Below are 20,097 nucleotides of genomic sequence, written 5' to 3'. Positions count from 1 at the left end.
AGCTCGATCAGCACCCGCTGGTCTTCTGCGTGACGCCGACGTACACGGAGCCGTTCGAGCTGATGTCGACGGTCGAACCCGCCTTGCCCGCGGTGTTGGACGACCACACCGCGAAACCGCCGGAGGTGTAGAGGACGAAGTTGCCGTCCTGCTGGAACGTCGCGTGGTGAGCGCCGGACCCCTTGGTGTTCGCCGCCCAGCACACCTTGCGGCTCTGGGGGCCGGAGGTCGGGTCGCCGTCCCAGCGGTACTCGACGAGGTTGCCGTCCGACTGGAGCGTCAGCTCGAACCACGTGCTGGTGCCGGTGGTGCCCACGATCGAGTCGCCGATGTTGAGGGACTGGCCGCGGTACAGGGCGCTCGTCACGTTCGCCGAAGCGGATCCGGCCAGACCGATGACGGACGCCGCCGCCACAGCGCCGGTGATGAGCACCTTGGCGGTCTTGCTCATGGACTTCACGTTACCCCCTGCTGTCTCAACCGCCACTCCTGTTGGTGGCCGGCACGATCAAACTAGCCTTGTACGAACACAGTTAAACGATCGTCAGGTGTGGGTCATGACACACCCAAGGACTCTTCAAATCCCGGCCGCGAGATGCTGCGCATGACAAGTCGTCAGCAGTGCGTACGCGGTGTGCGGCCTTTCGCTTTCCGGGCACGGCGTGCACTTCGTCGGCGAACCCGATCCGCCGGTGGCGCGCGAGGCGATGGTGCGGTCGGTGCCCGCTCCGGGGCGGTGGTCGACCCGTGCGGCGGGGGCGGTGGTCGACGGGGGCGGTGGTCGACGGGGGCCGGAGTCCGCTCCGGGGGAGTGTGTTGTCAGTGGGGCTGTGTAGCGTTCGGGGTGATAGAGGGCGTGCGGCGCAGCAGCCGCGGTGTTGGAGGTAGATGTCGTGACGGACATGGTCGAGGCGGGCGTGGTCGGGGCCGGTGCGGGCGGCGGGCTGGAGCTGCCCGAGTCCTGGCGCGCGGTGCTGGGCGCCGAGACGGAGAAGCCCTACTTCGCCGAACTGGCGGCCTTCGTGGCGGCCCAGCGCGCTGAGCACGAGGTGTTCCCGCCGAGCGGCCAGGAGTTCGCCGCGCTGGAGGCCACCCCGTACGACAAGGTCCGGGTGCTCGTGCTCGGCCAGGACCCGTACCACGACAACGGTCAGGCGCACGGCATGAGTTTCTCGGTGCTGCCGGGCACCAAGACGCCGCCGTCGCTGCGCAACATCTTCAAGGAACTGGACGCCGACCTGGGCATCCCGGCCCCGGACAACGGCTACCTGATGCACTGGGCCGAGCAGGGCGTGCTGCTGCTGAACGCGGTGCTCACGGTCCGCGCGCACGAGGCCAACTCGCACAAGGCGAAGGGCTGGGAGAAGTTCACCGACGCGGTGATCAAGGCGGTGAGCGACCGCGAGGAGCCGGTGGTCTTCGTGCTCTGGGGCAACTACGCGAAGAAGAAGCTGCCGCTGATCGACACCGCCAAGCACGTGGTGGTGCAGGGGGCGCACCCGTCGCCGCTGTCGGCCAAGCTGTTCTTCGGCAGCCGTCCGTTCTCGCAGATCAACACAGCGCTGGACTCCTTCGGCGCGGAGGCGATCGACTGGCAGGTGCCGAACCTCAAGGAGGCGTGAGCCTCGCTTCAGTGCTCCCGCGCCCTTCCGGTGCCCCTGCGGACTTCCGCGCGCTCGTGAGCACTCCTGAGTCACTTCCGAGTGCCGGTGGCCGTGGGCCGGACGGGTTCGATGTCCCGTTCGCCCACGGCCACTTGGCGTTCACCGCCGGTGGCCGACGGTCGGCGCGGGGTGTGCTTAGCTGGTGCGGATCGGGCCGACCGGCCGGTCCGGGGGAGGGGCGGTACGTGCGCGGGCTGGGGCGGGCAGGGGCGTTGCGGTGGGCGGCGGGGGTGCTGCTCGCCGGGGTGATGGCCGTCGTGTCCGGCTGCGGTGGTCCGGACGGCGGGAAGCCGGGCACCGCCGCAGGGGCGGGGCCAGGGGCAGGGTCAGGACCGGGGGCGGCGGAGAGCGCGGGTGCGGGCCAGGCCGGAGGGTTCGCCCAGCTCCCCGGGCAGGACCTCTACGTCTCCGACCAGACCAACGCCGCCCGGCAGGTGACCGCGTTGCGCGGTCAGGGCCGTACGGCGGAGGCCGAGACGCTGCTGCGGATCGCCGCCCAGCCCTCCTCGCAGTGGCTCGGCGAGCAGGGCGCCCGGGAGATCGCCGAGCAGGTGAGCCGGCGGGCCACCGCAGCGGGCCGGACGGCCGTGTTCGTCGCCTACGACATCCCGCACCGCGACTGCGGCCAGTACTCGGCCGGCGGCGCCCCCGACGCGGCCGCCTACCGGTCCTGGATCACCGGCGTCGCGCAGGCCCTCGGCGACCGCAGGGCCTGGGTGGTGCTGGAGCCGGACGCCGTCGCCCACACCCTGGACGACTGCGGGATCAAGGGCGACCTGGCCACCGAGCGGTACGGCCTGCTGGCCTTCGCCGTCCAGGAGTTGAAGAAGAACCCGAACGCCCGGGTCTACCTGGACGCCGGCAATCCCGGCTGGGCGCAGGACCCGGAGGAACTGGCCGCCGCCCTGCGCAGGTCGGGAATCGCGGCGGCGGACGGCTTCGCCCTGAACGTCGCCAACTTCTACGACACCGAGCGGAACGCGGCGTACGGTGCCAGGCTCTCCGCGGCCCTGGACGGGAAGCACTTCGTGATCGACACCAGCCGCAGTGGCAACGGCGCGCTGGGCGGCGACGCCTGGTGCAACCCTCCCGGGCGCGCGCTCGGAGAGCGGCCGACCACCGGGACCGGCCGGCCCGCGGTGGACGCCTATCTGTGGATCAAGAACCCGGGGGAGTCGGACGGCGACTGCGGGCGGGGCGAACCGCGGGCGGGCGCGTTCTGGCTGCCGTACGCGCTCGGGCTGGCGCAGGCGGCGCGCTGAGGGCGGCCGCGCCGTCGGTTCCGGCCTCCTGGGGGGTGGGGCCGGTTCCTTCGGCTCGGCTTCTGGGCGGTGACCCCGCTTCCTGGGTGGTGGCCACGTGTCCTGGGTGGTGGCCCGGCCCGCTGGGCGGGGGCCTGGACTCCTAGGCGGTGACCTGGACCCAGCGGGCGACCGACGGAGTGCCGGCCGAGTCGGTCAGGAACAGCATGTACCAGCCGGGCGGCAGCAGGTTGGGATTGCCGGGCAGGGTGAGCGCGACGCCGTCCGCCGTCCGGCCGGTGATGTCCAGGGCCACCGAGCGCTGTTCGACGTCCGTCACGTGGGTGACCGAACTCGGCCGGATCAGCTTGGCGGTGGCGACCGCCTCCGGCCGTGAGGCGCCGACACTCATGGTGCCGCCGAGCCGGGCCGCCTGTGGAGCGGCGCCGACCTCGGGGCGGTCGCCGTGGTACAGGTACGGCGGGGTGTAGATCTCGATGCGCTGCTCGAAACCGCCCGGCTGGGTCTCGGCCTTGTCCGCGAAGAGCGGGTTGGAACCCAGGACGGCGACCCGCCCGTCCGGCAGCAGCAGTGCCTCCGAGTGGTAGTCGCGCCCGACGGCCGGCTCGGCGGCGGTGCTGAAGCTGTTGGAGTCCGGGTGGTACACCTGCGCCTTGAGCAGGTCGCTCTCGCCCCGGCCGCGGTAGCCGCTGGAGCCGCCGGTGGTGAAGACGGTGTCGTCCGGGAGGACCACGCTGTTGAGGTAGCGGGTGCCGCCGGCCGGCAGGTCCGGGCCCGGGGTGAAGGCGGGCTGGGCGGCGGCGAGGTCCGCGATGTCGGTGCGGGCGGTGGACAGCGGCGACTCGCCGACGCCACCGCCGCCGAGCACCATCACCTTCTGCGCCTGCGCGGGCGGCAGCAGCACCGAGGAGGAGGTCTCGGTCAGTCCGGGGTCGCGCAGGCCGGTGACGGGCTGGAAGGCGCCGGTCGACACGTCCCACACTCCGGGCTCGCGGCCCTTGTCGGCGGGGCCGTAGCCGCCGTTGGAACCGGAGTAGAAGAGCTTGCCGGACGCGGTCAGGAAGACCGCCGGGTAGGTCGGGAAGTAGTGGTCGGGGCCCTTGGACCAGGACTTGGTCGTCGGGTCGTAGATCTCGTTGTCGTTGCCGTTGAGGATCTCCCCGGTGTCGTCCAGCCCCGAGACGGTGACCACCCGGCCGTCGCCCAGCCCGGTCAGCGTCGGGTACCAGCGGGCGTGGGCCATGTCGGTGACCGGCTCGTACAGTTCGGTGTCCGGGTTGAACTCGAAGGCGGAGCGGATGCCCTGGTACTCCTGCTTGTCAAGGGTCAGCTTCTCGTTCTGCCCGTACAGGTTGTGGGCGTCGGTGCCGCTCAGGCCCTTGATCCGGTACTGGGCGGGGACGTCGGTGGCGTAGTCCGGGCCCGTGCCGACCGCCTCCACGTACACGTGCTGCTCGCCGGCGGCGACCACGGTCTGCTTGCCGGAGCCGGTCTTGGTGGCGGCCGGTACGGTCACCGCGGCGGTGCTGGCGTACTCGTGGCCGTTCGGGGCCACGAAGACGGTGCCCTTCGGGAAGGTCCGGTCGCGCTCCGGACTCTCGTTGCGCACCCGCATGGTGCCGGCGGCCTTCTTCACGGCGCCGGCCAGCTTCTCGTACCGCTGGGTGCCGCCGGCCACCAGGACGCGACCGTCCGGCAGCGAGGTGTGACCGCCGCAGAACATGTCGGCCGGGGTGGGGATCAGCTTGTAGGAGTTTTGGGCCGGATCCCAGAGCAGGCTCTTGAAGGTGCCCGCGTCGAACTGCTTCTGGTCGTTGCCGGAGCCGGCCACGATCAGCACCTTGCCGGTGCGCAGCAGGGTCGCGTGCACGGCGTTGACCCGGAACTCGGCGGGCAGCGACAGGGTCTGCCAGTGGCCGTACTGCGCCTTGTACTCGGGGCGGTTGATCACGTAGCTGTGGTACTGATCGGAGGCGAAGCCGAGGACGGCCGGCGCGTTCATCCCGGCCACGGTCAGCGCGACGGTGCTGCCGAGGGCGAGGCGCTTGGCGCGGCCGGCCTTGTGGATCTTCACGGTGGTGGCTCCCCTCGGGAGGCGGTCGGGGCTGTTCGGCGGGCGGCTCTGTTCGAAGTGGCGCTGGGCGGGTGGCTCAGTGCGGGGTGGCTCAGTGCGGGGTGGCTCTGTTCGGCGGGTGGCTCTGTACGGGGGCATGGCTGGTCGGTGGGTGGGGCCGGTCAGCGGGTCGGCATGCCGCTGTCCGCGTGATCGGAGGCGGGCAGGGGTGGCTGTTCGGGCCGTGGGGCGCGCGAGTCGCGGGCGTGGCGGGCGTGGCGCGGGCGGCGCTTCTCCAGCAGGACGTTCGGGGCCGAGGCCGGGCCGCCGGTGACGGTGAGCGTGGCGGTGGGGCGGCTACGGTGGCGGCGGACGGCGTCGCCGGCCGTGATCAGGACCGGCAGGAGCGTGAGCCCCAGGGCGATCCAGGCCCAGGTGCGCATCGCGACGTGGTCGTAGCCGGTGACGTAGGAGGCGGCGATCGCGCCGCCGAACACCAGCGTCCAGAACAGGTGGAAGCGGAAGGTGCCGAGGCGGTCGGTGCTGGCCGCGCGGCCCTTCGGGGTGACCACGAAGCGGCTGCGGCGGCGGACGAGTGCCTGGAGCAGCGAGGCCGCGTAGACCGGACCGCAGAGCGCCGACATCACCATGCCGGCGACCCCGGAGGAACCGGCCGGTTCGTGCGGGCTCACGTTGTGCTTGCGGTTCCAGGTGTAGAGCAGGAGTTGGAGGGCGGCGGCGTCGCTGTAGAGCATCATCCAGATCTCCGAGGAGACGTGGACGCCCGAGGCGCCGAAGCCCAGGTAGAGCACGCTGGACAGGCCGCCGAGCAGCCAGGTGAGCGCCGCCATCGGGTAGAAGCCCATCATCAGCGAGTAGTTGAGAAGCCGTCCGGGGGACAGCTGCCACAGCACGCGCCAGTAGCGGGTGAGCAGGGTCTCGTAGGTGCCGCGGCTCCAGCGCAGTTGCTGGGAGAAGAAGTCGGTCCAGGATGACGGGCCCTCGCCGACCGCGAGCACGTCCGGGGTGTACACGGACTTCCAGCGCTCCCCGGTCGCCGGGTTCCGGCTGCGGTGGAACTCCAGGCCGGTCGCCATGTCCTCGGTGATGGAGTCGGACAGCCCGCCGATCGACTGGAGCGCCCGGATCCTGACGGCGTTGTTGGTGCCGACGAACATGGGTGCGCCGTAACGGTTTCCGGCGCGTTGGATGAGGGCGTGGAAGAGGTACTGCTGGCTCTCGGAGAACGCGGTGACGGCCGAGCCGGAACTGCGGTAGTTCCCGTACACCTGGGGGCCGACCACGAACGCCACGTCGGGATCGCGGAAGTAGCCGAGCATCCGCTCGCAGAAGTCAGGCAGCGGGACGTGGTCGGTGTCCACGGACACCCAGAACTCGTAGTCGTCGCCGTGGGCCTGGAGCCAGGCGTTGTAGTTGCCGTGCTTGGTCCTGGCGCGGAACGGGCCCTTCGGGCGGTTCCAGTGCGCGTGGCCGGCGCGGCTGAAGTGGCGCACGCCCAGCTCGGTGCAGAGCGCCCGCATTGCAGGATCGTTTCCCTCGTCCAACAGCCAGACGTCGTAGGGGCCTTCGTGCCGCACGGCGCGGGCCGCGGTGAGCGTGGCCCGGACCATCTCCGGCGGCTCCTTGCCCGGCACGCAGGTGGTGAGGAAGGCGACCCGGGTGCCGGACTCCGGTGTCACCGGGATCGGGTCGCGGGCGACCAGCGTGGCATGGGCGTTGGAGATGACGTTGACCAGCCGGAACACCTCGACCACCGCGATGATGCCGATCATCACCTTGTCGCCGAGGAGCACCAGGGCGTTCGTCTCGTCCAGCCGCTCGGGCCAGTGCTCCGGCAACAGCAGCCAGACCAGCAGCACCGCCTCCACCACAGGGGCGGCCATGAGCAACAGGGCGGCGCGGATCCGGTGCGGCTCGCGGCGCAACAGGCTGCGGTACCGGACGCGGTAGGGGGCGGCCGGGGGTTCCTGCGGCTCGGCCGGCCAGAGATGGGTGGCGGGCGCGTGCGGCGGGGGGCCGTACGGTGAGGGTACGTGCGAGGAGGGCCCCTGCGGCGAGGGCCCGTACGGTGAGAGTCCGTGCGGTGAGGGTGTGGCTGGTGCGGTTGGTGGCGCCGGTTCGGGCCAGTAGACACCGGCGCCGAGGTCGTCGTCCTCGTCCGGGTCGTGGGCCGGGCCGGCCAGGCGGCTGAAGTGGCCGTAGTCGTAAGGGGCTTCGGGCGCGGGCAAGGCGCGCAGGGCGGCTTCGTCCAGTTGCCCGGCGTTTCGCCCGTGGGCCGTCCCAGCGCCCTTTCGTCGCGAGAACGGCGTGGTCATGGCTGCTCCCCCAGGCGGTTTCCGGGATCTCCGGCACATCCGGTGCGTGCTGCCGGCCCGGTCGGCGCGCCGGTGCGGCGGTCTCGAACGCGGGATCCCGATGCGCTGTTCAGCTTCCCCTCCGGGCACGTCGGGATCCTTGGTGTCCTCAACTCTCCCTGAGCGCACCGGTGATCGCAACCAGTCCAGGGGATCACCGCTGCCAAGGCATGAAGATGCCGTGGTTCCCGGACGATCCGACGAGTCTTGATGCTATGGCGGCAATTCGGCCCGGTTCTCGGTTCGCCCCTGGCCTTCGGCCATTGTGGGAGCGGTGGAACGGCCGGACCGCCCCGAGGGTGGTCCGGCCGTCCGGTTGGCGTCGGGTCGGTCAGAGCGGGGGCAGCAGGGGTGCGCCGGTCGCCGCCTGGACCTCGGCGAAGTCCACGCCGGGCGCCGTCTCCACCACGCGCAGTCCCTCCGGCGTCACGTCGACCACCGCGAGGTCGGTGACGATGCGATCGACAACGCCCCGGCCAGTAGCCGGAAGTGACAATTCGTCGACGATCTTCGGCGAGCCGTCCCGGGCGGTGTGCTCCATCACCACGATCAGTCGGCGGGCGCCGTGCACCAGGTCCATCGCGCCGCCCATGCCCTTGACCATCTTGCCGGGGATCATCCAGTTCGCGAGGTCCCCGGTGGCGGACACCTGCATCGCGCCGAGCACCGAGACGTCGATCCGCCCGGCCCGGATCATGCCGAAGGAGAAGGCGGAGTCGAAGTACGAGGCGCCGGGGGCTACCGTCACCGTCTCCTTCCCGGCGTTGATCAGGTTGGCGTGCTCGGCGCCCTCCTCCGGGTACGGGCCGACACCGAGGACGCCGTTCTCCGAGTGCAGCACCACCTCGACGCCCGGCGGGAGGTGGTTGGGGATCAGGGTCGGCAGGCCGATGCCCAGGTTCACGTACTGGCCGTCGCGCAACTCCCGGGCGGCGCGGGCGGCCAGGGCGTTGCGCGGGTCGAGGGAGATGGTGGGGGCGGGGCTGGGGCTGGGGGTGGGGCTGGGGGCGCCTGCGGTGAGGGTGGGCATCGGGGTCAGGCCTCCTGGAGTGCGGGGCGGACGGTCCGGCGTTCGATGCGGCGGTCCTCTGGGGCGGCGGCCACCACCCGGTCGACGTACACCCCGGGCAGGTGCACGGCGTCCGGAGCGAGCTCGCCCGGCTCGACGATCCGGTCCGCCTCCACCAGGGTGATCCGACCCGCCGCCGCGCAGAGCGGGTTGAAGTTCCGGGCGGCGGCGTGGAACACGCAGTTGCCGTGCCGGTCCGCGACCTCGGCCCGGACCAGGGCGAAGTCCGCTGTGATCGCCTCCTCCATGAGGTAGCGACGGCCGCCGAACTCCCGGACCTCCTTGGGCGGGGAAGCCAGTGCCACCGAGCCGTCCGCCGCGTAGCGCCAGGGCAGCCCGCCCTCCTCGACCTGGGTGCCGACCCCGGCCGGGGTGAAGAACGCCGGGATGCCGGCGCCGCCCGCCCGCAGTCGCTCGGCCAGCGTGCCCTGCGGGGTCAGCTCCACCTCCAGTTCGCCGGAGAGGTACTGCCGGGCGAACTCCTTGTTCTCCCCGACGTACGAGGAGGTCATCCGGGCGATCCGGCCCGCCCTGAGCAGCAGGCCCAGCCCCCAGTCGTCCACCCCGCAGTTGTTCGAGACCACGCGCAGCCCGGCGGCACCGGAGTCCACCAGGGCGCCGATCAACGTGCTCGGGATGCCGCAGAGGCCGAAGCCGCCGACGGCCAGCACCGCGCCGTCGGGGATGTCCCCGACGGCGTCGGCGGGGGAGTCCAGGACCTTGTCCAAGGGATCACCTCGTGAGGGAGTGGGAGGGAGGAGGGGGTGGGGGTCGGCGGGTGCTCGGGTGCTCTCGGGTGGCCGAGGCAGGGACGGGGCGGGGCGGAACGATGGGTGGCGGGTGATGGGTGGCGGGGAGGGGCGGCCGACGGGCTCGGGAAGGCGCGCGGAGCCGATGACCGGCCAGGAGCGGGCTGGGATCCGTACCCGGACCGGACCGGGCCGGGCGCGCCGCTGGGATGGCTGCCGCTGGACGGGCTCCGCGCCCCTCCACCGTCACCGGGTGCGGGGCGCCACAGCCATGGCGGCCAGGCCCATGGGTGGACACGAAGTCATGTGGGCAGGCCACATCGGGGTGTCCGTGGGGCGGAGGCGGCTCGACGGTATGTCGGCCAGGGCCACATCCCAAGGGCTTGATGCGTCGACCGGGCACATGTCGCCGTTCGCACCGCACACCTACGGTTCCCGCATCCACCCCGCCGCACCCTCAGGAGCCGGTCACCATGCGCAGCTCGACAGCCCCTTCCAGGACCGCCTCCGGTGCCCGCCTGGGCGACTCCCTGCCCGGTGACTCCTCGGCCGGTGACTCCCTGACCGGCGGCTCGCTGACCGGCCGCCCGGGCCGGAAGCTCGCCGCCCTCGCGGCCTGCGTCCTGCTTGCCTCGGGCTGCGCCAAGGCCGGCACGGCGGGGACGACCGCGGCGGACGGTGGGTCGAAGGGTCCGATCAAGGTCGGCCTGGTGTACTCCAAGACCGGACCGCTGGCCGCCTACGGCAAGCAGTACCTGGAGGGCTTCAAGGCCGGCCTGGCCTACGCGACCAAGGGCACCGGCGCGGTCGACGGACACAAGGTCGAGTTCGAGGAGCAGGACGACGCGGGCGACCCGGCCAAGGCGGTGTCCGCCGCCAAGGACCTGATCGGCAAGGGCTACAAGGTACTGGCCGGCTCCACCGCCTCCGGTGTGGCCCTCCAGGTCGGCCCGATCGCCGCCCAGAACAAGGTGCTCTTCATCAGCGGCCCGGCCGCCGCGGACAAGGCCACCGGTCTGAACAAGTACACCTTCCGTTCCGGCCGCCAGTCCTACCAGGACATCAAGACCGCGGCCTCGTTCGTCGGTGACGCCAAGGGCAAGAAGGTCACCGTGCTCGCTCAGGACAACGCCTTCGGGCAGGCCAACGTGGCCGCCGTGAAGGCGGTGCTCGGCGCCGAGGGTGCGACGGTCGACCAGGTGCTCGCCCCGCCGAGCGCCACCGACCTGACCCCCTTCGCCACCCAGGCCAAGACCGGCAAGCCCGACCTGCTGTTCGTCGCCTGGGCCGGTGACACCGCCTCGGCCCTGTGGACGGCGCTCAACCAGCAGGACGTCTTCGCCGACACCAAGGTCGTCACCGGACTCGACCTGGCCGCCTCCTACCCGCTGTTCGGTCCGGCCGGCGAGAAGATCTCATTCCTGAACCACTACTTCGACGGCGCCGCCGGCACCCCGGTGGAGAAGGCCATGACCGACGCCGTCACCGCCGCCGGGGGGAAGACCGACATCTTCACCCCGGACGGCTTCACCGCCGCCCAGATGATCGTGCACGCCGTCGAGTCCAACCACGGCTCCGCCGACGACACCTCGGCCCTGGTCAAGGCCCTGGAGGGATGGAGCTTCGACGGGGTGAAGGGGAAGACCACGGTCCGTGCCGAGGACCACGCCCTGCTCCAGCCGATGTTCCAGGTCAGGCTGACCGGCACCGGCGCCGCCGCCAAGCCCTCGGTGGAGAAGACCCTGACCGCGGACGAGGCGGCGCCCCCGGTCACCCCGATGGCGGGCTGATCCCGGTGTCGGCCCGTACCACCCCCATCCCTTCCGCTTCTTCGGCACCCACCACAGGCTCGTCCTCGTCGTCCGCCACGTCCTCCTCTCCGGTGCTGCGCCTGGACGGGCTCGGCTGGGCCGTCCGCGGCGTGCCGATCGTCGAGGACGTCTCCTTCTCGGTCGGCGAAGGCGAGTTCATCGCCTTCATCGGGCCCAACGGGGCCGGCAAGACCTCCCTCTTCAATCTGATCTCGGGCATCTACCCCGCGACCCATGGCAGCCTCCACCTCGATGGCGCGGACATCACCGCCGAGGCGGTGCACGCCAGGGCCCGCCGTGGGCTCGGCCGCACCTTCCAGACGTCCTCCCTCTGGCCGGGGATGACCGTCGCCGACCACGTCCGCCTGGCCGCCCAGGCGGCGGCCGGTCCGGGCGCCTCGTACCGGCTCTGGCGCCGCGCCGACCGCTACGAGAAGCAGTTGGCCGACACCCTGGAACGCACCGACCTCGGCCACCGCGCGGACACCCTGGCCAGCGCGCTCTCGCACGGGGAGAAGCGCAAGCTGGAGCTGGCCGTCCTGCTGGTCTCCGAACCCCGGCTGATCCTCTTGGACGAGCCGATGGCCGGTGTCAGCGCGGAAGAGGTACCCGCCCTCACCGAGCTGATCCGCTCCGTACACCGTGACCTGGGCCGGACCGTCCTGATGGTCGAGCACCACATGGACGTCCTGCTCGGCCTGGCCGACCGGCTCGCGGTGATGCACCACGGCACCCTGCTCGCCCTGGACACCCCCGAGGCCGTGATGGCCGATCCGACCGTGCAACAGGCCTACCTGGGTGAGGCGTTGTGACCTCCTCTCCGTTCTCCGCTCAGCGCCCTTCCGCTACGGCGCACCCGTCCTCCTCACTGCTGTCCGGCGCTCAGCCGTCCGCTACGGAACCTCTCCTCTCCGTACGTGATCTGCGCGTGGTCATCGACGGGCTGCACATCCTGCACGGCGTCGACTTCGACGTGGCCCCCGCCGGGGTGACCGCCCTCCTGGGCCGTAACGGTGCCGGCAAGACCACCACCGTCAAGGCCGTCATGGGCCTGGCGCCGCGTACCGGGAGCATCCGGCTCTCCGGAGTCGAACTCTCCTCCCTTCCCACGCATCTGGTCGTTCGTCATGGCATCGGCTACGCGCCCGAGGACCGAGGGATCTTCGCCGGCCTGACAGTCGCCGAGAACCTCCGCCTCGCCGAGCGCGCCGCCGGAAGCGGGGGCGGGGCCGGTGAGCCGAACTACGCGCTCATCCACGAGCTCTTCCCCGAACTCAAGCAGCGGGCCGGACAGTTGGCCGGAACGCTGTCCGGTGGTCAGCAGCAGATGGTGGCGATCGGCCGGACGCTGCTCAACCGCAACCGGTTGATCATCGCCGACGAGCCCACCAAGGGCCTGGCCCCGAAGATCGTCGCCGAGGTGGCCGAGGTGCTGGCGCGTGCGGCCGAGGCCGTGCCCGTCCTGCTGGTCGAGCAGAACCTCGCCCTCGTCCGTCGGCTGGCCGGCACCTGCGCCGTCCTGGCCGACGGCCGCACCGCCCACCGCGGAGACACCGCTGAGCTGTTGGCCGACGAGGAGGCCGCCCGCCGCCTGCTCGGCGTCGGCTCCCGTCACCCGCTCGCCGGCGGGCCCCGGCCCGCCGTCTCCCCGGCAGCCCCCGTCGTCACCGCCGAGGTGAAGCCCTGATGGACACCGTCGTCCTCCTTTCCTGTACCGGGCTCGGTCTCGGTGCGCTGTACTTCCTGGTCGCCTCCGGTCTGTCGTTGATCTTCGGTCTGATGGACGTGCTCAACTTCGCGCACGGCGCCCTGCTCTCCATCGGCGCCTATGCCACCTGGTGGGCCGGTGCCGAGGCCGGCCTCTCCTTCTGGCTCGCGGTGCCGTTCGGCACCCTGGTCGGGACGGTCGCCGCCGTCCTGCTGGAGCTCTTCCTGATCCGGCCGCTGTACAGCCGCCCACGCGACCAGATCCTTGCCACCGTCGGGGTCGGGCTCGCAGTGCCCGCCCTGCTGATGGGGATCTGGGGCGCCGACTCCCGCCCCTTCCCCCAGCCGGACCTGCTGTCCGGCACCTGGCACGTGCTCGGTGCGACCGTCCCGGTCAACCGCTTCGTGCTGGTGGCCGCCGCCGCGCTCCTGTTGCTCGCTCTTCGGTTGTTCCTCGCCCGCACCCGCTACGGGCTGATCGTCCGGGCCGGTGTCGAGGACCGTGCGATGGTCACGGCGCTCGGCATCGACGTCCGGAAGGCCTTCACCCTCGTCTTCGCCCTCGGCGGGGCCGCCGCCGCGCTCGGCGGAGCCCTCGGCGGCCTCTACTTCGGTTCGGTCAACCCCGGCCAGGGGACCGGCCTGCTCATCTTCGCCTTCGTCGTCGTGGTGATGGGCGGCATGGGCTCCGTGACCGGCGCCGCCGTCGCCTCGGTGGGCGTCGGCCTCGTCCAGCAGTTCGCCAACTACTACACCGGCGCCGGGCTCGGCGACCTCTCGGTCGTCGTCCTGCTCGCCGTGCTGCTTCTGGTCCGACCCCGTGGACTCACCGGGAGGCTCGCGTGAGCGCCGAAACACCGATCACGAGCACCGGTGGCCGCGAGGCCGACCGCAGCGCCGCCGTCCCGGCAGGGGGGACTTGCACCAGCCCCGCCGTGACCACCATGCCAGCAGAGGGGACTGACACCAGCTCCACTGACACCGCCACTGTGGCAAGGGGGACTGACACCGGCCTTGCCGAGACCCATTGTGAACACAAGGCCGAGTCCGGCGCCATCCCTCGAACAGGTGATTCAGTCACTAATCGCTGGACAGGTGTGCACAGAGCGCTACGCTGGTGGCCGATCGCTCTGCTGATCACGCTCCTTGTCGCCCCATACAGTGCGCTTCCCCTCCCGGGACTGCTCGACGGCCCGCTCGGCAGCCCCGGCAGCCTCCAACTGCTCGCCCTGTGCCTGCTCTACGGGGGCCTCGCCACCGGCTACGACCTCCTGCTCGGCCGTACCGGACTGCTCTCCTTCGGCCACGCGCTCTACTTCGCGACCGGCCTGTACGCCACCGACCTCGGCATGCTGGAGCTGCGACTTCCCTTCGCCGCCGCCGCGGTGTTCGGCGTCGCCTGCTCCGTACTGCTGGCCCTGCTGCTCGGCTCGGTCAGCCTGCGGGTCACCGGCATCGGCTTCTCCATGGTCACCCTCGCCTTCGCCCAGGCCGGCTCGATCCTCGTGCAGCGCAACCCCGGTGGCGTCACCGGAGGCGAGGAAGGCCGCTCCGCCCCGGCCGACCTGCTGCCCTCCGGCCTGCTCGGGATCGAGAACACCGCCAACCTCTACTGGATCGCCGTCGGTTACCTGGTGCTGACGGTCGCCGCGGTCCACTGGGCCGTCAAGTCGCCTATGGGCAGGGTCTGGGAGGGCATCAAGGAGAACGAGCGCCGGGTCGAGGTGCTCGGACTGCGGCCCTACGGATACAAGTTGGTGGCCTTCGTCCTGGCCGGCGGGCTCGCCGGGCTGGGCGGGGTGGTCTACCTGCTGCTGACCGGTGGTGCCACCCCGCAGGCCGCCACCTCGGACGCCACGCTCGCGCTCCTGGTCATGGTCGTCCTTGGCGGCTCCGGCACCCGCTGGGGGCCGCTGCTCGGCGGGGTCCTGTACACCTGGGCCGGCCACCGGCTCGGCGACCTCGCCAACTCGTCGACCGTCGCCGACCTGCCAGGTGTGCTGCGCGTGCCGCTCTCCCAGCCCCTGTTCCTGCTCGGCGCCCTGTTCGTGGCCGTGGTCTACCTGTTGCCCGGTGGCCTGGCCAGACTCCCCGCCCGCATCCGATCCGCCCGATCCACCCCGGCGCCGTCCGGCCTCGGAACCGCCCACCCCACCGGAGGTACCCCCGCGTGAGCCAGTCGCCGCTGAAGCCCGAGGAGTTGACCGTTCCCGTGCCCGGCGGGGACCTGGCGGTCCTGCGCTGGCCCGCCGAGGACCCGGAGGCCCCCACGATCGTGGCGGTGCACGGCATCACCGCCAACGGCCTCGCCTGGTACGAGGTCGCCCGCCGGCTCGGCGGACGGGCCACCCTGCTCGCACCCGACCTTCGGGGCCGCGGCGCCAGCCGCTCGGTCGCCGGACCGTACGGCCTGGCCCGGCACGCCGACGACGTGGCCGCGCTGATCGGGGCGCTCGGCTCGGGGCCCGTCACCGTGGTCGGCCACTCGATGGGGGCCTGGGTCACCGCGCTCGCCGCCGTCCGGCACCCCGGCCTGGTCCGTCGTGTCCTGCTGGTCGACGGGGCGGTGACCTTCCCGCTGCCGGAGGGCGTCCGCGAGGAGGACGCCCTGGGCGCGGTGCTCGGCCCCGCGCTGGCCCGGCTGTCCATGACCTTCCCGGGCCGGGATGCCTACCGGGAGTTCTGGCGCGGGCACCCCGCCTTCGCCGACGAGTGGACCGAGGGCATCGACGCCTACACCCAGCGCGACCTCGTCGGCGCGGAGCCCGAACTGCGCTCCTCCTGCGTGCTGGAGGCCGTGCAGACCGACGGTGGCCAGGTCCTGCTCGACCCGGAAGCGGCCGCCGCCGTGCACCGGCTGCCCTGCCCGGCCGAGCTGCTCTGGGCCGAGCGCGGCCTGCTCGACGAGCCGCAGGGCCTCTACAGTCACGAGCGCCTCGGGCTGGCCGGGCTGGACCGGGAGCGGGTGCCCGCCGCGCCGGTGCCGGGCACCAACCACTACTCGATCATCTGGGGTGGGTCCGGGGCGGAGCGCATCGTCCGCAGCCTGCTCGCGGACGCCCTCACCGCCGGCTAACCGACCGGCCGGCGGGGCGCCCCGCCGGCCGAAGCCGGTTCCCCGCTCCCCGGCCCTCAGGCCGGCCGTCCCGGTCGCTGCCGTCCGAGGTTCCGACGTCCGCGGTTCCGACGCCCTCCGGGGCGTCAGCCCGCCGTGCCGAGGAAGCTCTGCCAGCCGCCCGCCGGCGCCTGGCCGACGTTGAGCGAGCGCAGCTTGCGCAGGGTGGACTGGTCCTGCACCTCCAGCCACTCGACCAGCTGCTTGAAGGACACCAGCCGGACGTCGGGCTTGCCCGCGACGGCCTTGAGGGTCTCCTCGACGGCGTCCATGTAGATGCCGCCGTTCCACTGCTCGAAGTGGTTGCCGACGAAGAACGGCGCGCGGTTGCTGCTGTACGCGCGCTCGAAGCCCGCCAGGTAGGAGTTCGCGGCCTGGGTGCGCCACTCGTCGTACTTGGCCGGGTCGCCCTTGGTGCTGCCCTTGGACTGGTTGGCCAGGATGTTGTAGTCCATCGACAGGACCTGGAAGCTGTGCCCGGGGAACGGGATGGACTGCAGCGGGAAGTCCCAGACCTTGCCGTCCTGCACCTTCTGCGGCCATATCTGAAGGCCGCCCGAGGAACTGGCGTCGTACTTCCAGCCCAGATTGGCGATGGTCGGCAGCAGCGCCTTCTGGCCCTCCAGGCAGGGGGTGCGGCCGCCGATGAGTTCCTTCTTGTAGTCGAAGGGGAGCGGGTCGACGTCCGTGAAGCCGGTGTTGGTCCGCCACTGGGTGACGAAGCCGATGGCCTGGTCGATCTCGCTCTGCCAGTCCTCGGGGGTCCACATGTTGACCCCGTTCTTGTCCGGACGGCTGGAGCAGAAGTGCCCGTTGAAGTGGGTGCCGATCTCGTGCCCGGCCAGCCAGGCCTGGCTGACGAGCTTGAGCGTGCTCTTCACCGCGCCGTCCGACAGGTACGGGATGTCGGAGGCGCCGACCGAGTGCTTCGGCGGGTGGTACAGGTCGGCCTTGCCCTTGGGCAGCGCGTAGATGCCCGAGAGGAAGAAGGTCATGGTGGCCTTGTACTGCTCCGCAAGCTTCAGGAAGCGGGGGAACTGGCCGTCCTCGGTGCCGCCCGCGCCGTCCCAGGAGAAGACCACGAACTGCGGCGGCTGCTCGCCCGGCTTGAGCTTCTCGGGCTTGGGCTGGTTCGGCTGGGGGCCGGTGTCCGCGTTGGAGCCGTCGCCGATCGGGGTGCCCTTGGGCACCACCGCCTGGGTGGGGTCGGCGGTGCCGCTCTGGGTGGTGCTCGCGCCGCCGGAAGCGGGAGGGGTGGAGTTCTGACCCGAGCCGGATCCGCCGCTGGAGCAGGCCGTGACCGCGCCGAGGGCCGCGGTCGCAGCGGTCGCACTGAGAACCGTCCTGCGCGAGATGCTGGTCATGGTCTCCCCTGGGTGCCGACGCCGGTGGTGAGGGCGACGCGCGGTCGCACCGGTCAAATCGGGCAATTGATGAGTATTCCGCCGTTAGCATGTCATGTCGCCGCGACAGTCACCAAGGTCGCCGAGCGTTGACGGATATCAACACGTCGGGCGCGTCCGGCTGGGCTGCGAGAATTCGCCGACTGTTGCCGTCCTGTGACGCTTCCCGCCCCGCGCGGCCCGGGTCGTTACGCTACCGCCGGCCGGTTCGCTCCCTGCCCGGGTTCGTCGGTGTCAGGCCCGGTTGGCCGCCTTTTTGGGAAAACTTTTGCCCCTTGCGGGGGCGGGCGGCGCGCACCCTGCCGAGGGGCGTCGTCGGAGGGCGCCGGCCAGGGCGGAGCGGCGCGGCGCCGGTCGCCGGGCGGGCCGTCAGAGTGCGGCGAGCCGCCGGGTGCGGCGCACGACCCGCGCGATCGCGGTGCTGATGGCGGTGGCCGCCGCGCAGGAGACCACGAGGCTCAGCCAGGCGGTGTCGAACCAGTGGCTGTTCAGCCAGCCCAGCGTCACGATGTAGGTGGCCCAGACCAGCGCCGCCAGTGCCGACCAGTGCAGGAACCGGTGCGGATGGGCGGGGGAGTGGCCGATGGCCAGGTCGAGGACGGTCCGTCCGGCCGGGACGAACCGCGCGATCACCACGATCGCGGCCGCCGCGCCGTGGGGGCGTTCGATCAGGGCCTCTTGGACCCGGGTCACGCTGGCCGCCAGTTTCGGCCGCCGGGCGAGCCGCCGGTGCAGCACCGGGGCGCCGCGCCGGGCGAGGTTGAGCAGCAGGAGATCGCCGAGGAAGGAGGCCACCGCCACGCCCAGCGCGAGCATCACGGGGGCGCCGTTGATCTGGGCGGTCTTGAGCACGGCCAGAATGACCAGCGTCCCGCTGGGGATGAAGGGGAGGAGGGCGTCTCCGAGCACGGCGAAGAGCGCCAGCGCGCAGATCCACGAGGATCCGATCGCCGCCACGAAGTTCAAGGCCCTTTACTCCCTCCACGCCGCCCGAGGGAGCAGGTGGCTGCTGGGGTCAACGCTAGCGCCTCGACTTTTCATGTCCTGAAGCACCCCGGTATGCCGGGGATCACGGACGCGGATTCCGGCCGCGCACCGAGGCTGTGCCGGCCTTGCGAGCCGGGCCCGTGATCCGGCCGCGGCGATCGGTCGGGGTGGCCCGGGCAGTGGGTCGGCCGGGCGGGCCGCGCGGCGGAGAGCGGCCGCACACGGAACGAGCCCCCGGGGCGGGGTACCGCGCCGAGGGCTCGCAGCGATCGTCGGTGCTGGTCCAGCCCGACGATCTTGCTGGTGGAGGGCGGATCCCGTTCGGTGGCCCGCTCCTGGTCCCCAGACTGCCGGACTCCGGCCCCCTGGCGCGAGACCCGGCGCTGGCGACTTCCGGCGCTGGCGGGAAGTCGCCAACCGTGTTCGCCCGCTGGCTCTCCGTCAGCCGGTCGGCCGGTCGGGCCGCCGTACGAAATGGCCGAAACCGACCCGGACCGTGACGGGGCGGAACCCCGGGCGGAAGCCGGCGCGAAACCCGGCGTGGAACCCGGGCCCGGGAACAGCGAGCCCCCGGCCGTGGTTGACCCCGGTCGGCGCCGGCGGACCGGCAGGGCCACCCGAGCCCACACGGTCACCCACGAAGGCCGGCTCAAGAACAGCCAGGAGGACGAACGGCATGACCACCGAGGACCAGCAGGAGCACCGGACCGGGCCGTCGGCCACCGCGGCGATCCGGGGCACGGCCTGCGGAACGGCACCCGCACCGCTCTCGATCCTCGACCTGGCCACCGTCGGCGTCGGCTACACACCCGCCGAAGCCCTCACCGCCACCACCGAGCTGGCCCGCCGTGCCGAGCAGTGGGGCTACCACCGCTTCTGGGTCGCCGAGCATCACGGCATGCCCGGGGTGGCCAGCTCGACCCCCGCCGTCCTGCTCGCCCACCTCGGGGCCAACACCACGACGCTGCGGCTCGGCTCCGGCGGCGTCATGCTCCCCAACCACGCCCCGCTGGCCATCGCGGAGCAGTTCGGCCTGCTCGAAGCCCTGCACCCCGGACGGATCGACCTCGGACTCGGCCGCGCCCCCGGCACCGACCAGGCCACCGCCCGGGCACTGCGCCGAGGCCTCACCGAAGGCGGGGAGGAGTTCCCGCAGCAGCTCGCCGAGCTGACCCACTTCCTCGACGGCGACTTCCCGGACGGCCACCCGTACGCCCGGTTGACCGCCGTCCCCAAGGGCGAGGGCCGCCCGCCCGTCTGGCTGCTCGGCTCCTCCGGCTTCAGCGCCCAGTTGGCGGGCCGCCTCGGCCTCCCGTTCGCCTTCGCCCACCACTTCAGCAGCGCCAACACCCTCCCGGCGCTGGACCTCTACCGGTCGTCCTTCCGCCCCTCCGCCGTGCTCGCCGAGCCGTACTCGCTGATCGGCGTGAGCGCGGTCGCCGCCGCCGACGAACCCTCGGCCCGGCGCCTCGCCCGCTCCGCGGCCCTCGGCATGCTCCGCCTGCGGCGCGGCAACCCCGGCCCGATCCCCACCCCGGAAGAGGCAGAGCAGTACCCGTACAGCCCGGTCGAGGCCGACTTCATCGACAGCTGGCTCGACAACGTCGTACTCGGCGACCCGGGCCGGGTCGCCGACGGCCTGGAGGCCCTGCGCAAGCGGACCGGTGTGGACGAGCTGATGGTCACCTCGCACATCCACGGCCACGAGGCCCGCCTCCGCTCCTACGGCCTGATCGCCGAGGCGTACGGCCTGACGGCAACGGCCTGATGACAGTGGCCTGACGGCAGCGGCCGGGCCAGGCCGGGCCAGGCCCCGACCGGCCGCCCGCCACGGCGGACGGCCGCCACGGCGGACGGCCGGCGGGACGGGGGGCAGCGGGTGCCGCGCCACCCCGAGCCGCA

General features: G+C 72.1%; 16 protein-coding genes. 9 read left to right on the top strand and 7 right to left on the bottom strand.

Features of this window, described 5'->3' with window-relative positions; translation table 11 throughout:
* Positions 1-7: 7 nt before the first annotated feature.
* Positions 8-451 carry a hypothetical protein gene (locus ACFRMQ_RS07505; RefSeq protein WP_380727977.1) on the bottom strand — a complete coding sequence of 148 codons (444 nt, stop codon included), beginning with the start codon at positions 449-451 and terminating at the stop codon, positions 8-10.
* A 451-nt stretch (positions 452-902) separates the two neighbouring features.
* Here ACFRMQ_RS07505 and ACFRMQ_RS07500 point away from each other — a divergent pair, with 451 nt between their 5' ends.
* Together ACFRMQ_RS07500 and ACFRMQ_RS07495 are read left to right on the top strand one after the other, a co-directional pair.
* Complete coding sequence (locus tag ACFRMQ_RS07500) at positions 903-1,622, top strand: uracil-DNA glycosylase (RefSeq protein ID WP_380727983.1); 720 nt, start codon at positions 903-905, stop codon at positions 1,620-1,622.
* 227 nt (positions 1,623-1,849) lie between these two features.
* A complete protein-coding gene (locus tag ACFRMQ_RS07495; protein ID WP_380727975.1) occupies positions 1,850-2,926 on the top strand; it encodes a glycoside hydrolase family 6 protein in 1,077 nt (358 codons plus the stop codon).
* Between the two features lie 142 nt (positions 2,927-3,068).
* Here the strand turns inward: ACFRMQ_RS07495 and ACFRMQ_RS07490 are convergent, their stop codons facing one another.
* The 4 genes from ACFRMQ_RS07490 to ACFRMQ_RS07475 form a co-directional block, all read right to left on the bottom strand.
* On the bottom strand, positions 3,069-5,000 hold the full coding sequence (locus ACFRMQ_RS07490; protein WP_380727973.1) for a galactose oxidase-like domain-containing protein: 1,932 nt from the start codon (positions 4,998-5,000) through the stop codon (positions 3,069-3,071).
* A gap of 161 nt (positions 5,001-5,161) precedes the next feature.
* Complete coding sequence (locus ACFRMQ_RS07485; RefSeq protein ID WP_380727971.1) at positions 5,162-7,315, bottom strand: glycosyltransferase family 2 protein; 2,154 nt, start codon at positions 7,313-7,315, stop codon at positions 5,162-5,164.
* Positions 7,316-7,685: 370 nt separating this feature from the next.
* Entirely contained in the window at positions 7,686-8,384 is a 699-nt protein-coding gene (locus ACFRMQ_RS07480; protein WP_380727969.1) for a 3-oxoacid CoA-transferase subunit B, read from the bottom strand.
* 5 nt (positions 8,385-8,389) lie between these two features.
* Positions 8,390-9,151, bottom strand: coding sequence for a CoA transferase subunit A (locus ACFRMQ_RS07475; RefSeq protein WP_380727967.1), 762 nt, complete (start codon positions 9,149-9,151; stop codon positions 8,390-8,392).
* A 494-nt stretch (positions 9,152-9,645) separates the two neighbouring features.
* Between ACFRMQ_RS07475 and ACFRMQ_RS07470 the strand changes: the two genes are divergently transcribed.
* The 6 genes from ACFRMQ_RS07470 (at position 9,646) to ACFRMQ_RS07445 (ending at position 15,766) form a co-directional block, all read left to right on the top strand.
* Positions 9,646-10,962, top strand: a complete 1,317-nt coding sequence (locus ACFRMQ_RS07470) for a substrate-binding domain-containing protein (RefSeq protein WP_380727965.1) — start codon at positions 9,646-9,648, stop codon at positions 10,960-10,962.
* Positions 10,963-11,054: 92 nt separating this feature from the next.
* Positions 11,055-11,795 (top strand): ABC transporter ATP-binding protein, encoded by a 741-nt coding sequence (locus ACFRMQ_RS07465; protein WP_380727963.1) that lies wholly within the window; start codon positions 11,055-11,057, stop codon positions 11,793-11,795.
* 116 nt (positions 11,796-11,911) lie between these two features.
* Positions 11,912-12,670, top strand: a complete 759-nt coding sequence (locus ACFRMQ_RS07460; protein ID WP_380727961.1) for an ABC transporter ATP-binding protein — start codon at positions 11,912-11,914, stop codon at positions 12,668-12,670.
* Entirely contained in the window at positions 12,670-13,536 is an 867-nt protein-coding gene (locus ACFRMQ_RS07455) for a branched-chain amino acid ABC transporter permease (protein ID WP_380727959.1), read from the top strand. The genes ACFRMQ_RS07460 and ACFRMQ_RS07455 overlap by 1 nt, the downstream gene beginning before the upstream one ends.
* Positions 13,537-13,745: 209 nt before the next feature.
* Positions 13,746-14,864, top strand: a complete 1,119-nt coding sequence (locus tag ACFRMQ_RS07450) for a branched-chain amino acid ABC transporter permease (RefSeq protein WP_380727981.1) — start codon at positions 13,746-13,748, stop codon at positions 14,862-14,864.
* A complete protein-coding gene (locus ACFRMQ_RS07445) occupies positions 14,861-15,766 on the top strand; it encodes an alpha/beta fold hydrolase (RefSeq protein ID WP_380727957.1) in 906 nt (301 codons plus the stop codon). The genes ACFRMQ_RS07450 and ACFRMQ_RS07445 overlap by 4 nt, the downstream gene beginning before the upstream one ends.
* 125 nt (positions 15,767-15,891) lie before the next feature.
* Here ACFRMQ_RS07445 and ACFRMQ_RS07440 read toward each other — a convergent pair whose 3' ends face one another.
* Positions 15,892-17,169 carry a hypothetical protein gene (locus ACFRMQ_RS07440; protein ID WP_380727955.1) on the bottom strand — a complete coding sequence of 426 codons (1,278 nt, stop codon included), beginning with the start codon at positions 17,167-17,169 and terminating at the stop codon, positions 15,892-15,894.
* Between the two features lie 408 nt (positions 17,170-17,577).
* Positions 17,578-18,165 carry a DedA family protein gene (locus ACFRMQ_RS07435; RefSeq protein WP_380727979.1) on the bottom strand — a complete coding sequence of 196 codons (588 nt, stop codon included), beginning with the start codon at positions 18,163-18,165 and terminating at the stop codon, positions 17,578-17,580.
* 706 nt (positions 18,166-18,871) lie between these two features.
* On the opposite strand from ACFRMQ_RS07435, the gene ACFRMQ_RS07430 reads away from it, so the two are divergent.
* Positions 18,872-19,963, top strand: coding sequence for an LLM class flavin-dependent oxidoreductase (locus ACFRMQ_RS07430; protein ID WP_380727953.1), 1,092 nt, complete (start codon positions 18,872-18,874; stop codon positions 19,961-19,963).
* The last annotated feature ends 134 nt before the right edge of the window (positions 19,964-20,097 follow it).

The organism is Kitasatospora sp. NPDC056783, from assembly GCF_042789895.1.
GTDB lineage: Bacteria > Actinomycetota > Actinomycetes > Streptomycetales > Streptomycetaceae > Kitasatospora.
The sequence above is the reverse complement of the archived record's forward strand: the minus strand, read 5'-3'. Positions and strand labels throughout refer to the sequence as shown.

Coding starts and splice junctions, on each gene's coding strand:
- ACFRMQ_RS07505 (WP_380727977.1), bottom strand. CDS start 451: ATGAGCAAGACCGCCAAGGTGCTCATCACCGGCGCTGTGGCGGCGGCG.
- ACFRMQ_RS07500 (WP_380727983.1), top strand. CDS start 903: ATGGTCGAGGCGGGCGTGGTCGGGGCCGGTGCGGGCGGCGGGCTGGAG.
- ACFRMQ_RS07485 (WP_380727971.1), bottom strand. CDS start 7,315: ATGACCACGCCGTTCTCGCGACGAAAGGGCGCTGGGACGGCCCACGGG.
- ACFRMQ_RS07480 (WP_380727969.1), bottom strand. CDS start 8,384: ATGCCCACCCTCACCGCAGGCGCCCCCAGCCCCACCCCCAGCCCCAGC.
- ACFRMQ_RS07470 (WP_380727965.1), top strand. CDS start 9,646: ATGCGCAGCTCGACAGCCCCTTCCAGGACCGCCTCCGGTGCCCGCCTG.
- ACFRMQ_RS07455 (WP_380727959.1), top strand. CDS start 12,670: ATGGACACCGTCGTCCTCCTTTCCTGTACCGGGCTCGGTCTCGGTGCG.
- ACFRMQ_RS07440 (WP_380727955.1), bottom strand. CDS start 17,169: ATGACCAGCATCTCGCGCAGGACGGTTCTCAGTGCGACCGCTGCGACC.
- ACFRMQ_RS07430 (WP_380727953.1), top strand. CDS start 18,872: ATGACCACCGAGGACCAGCAGGAGCACCGGACCGGGCCGTCGGCCACC.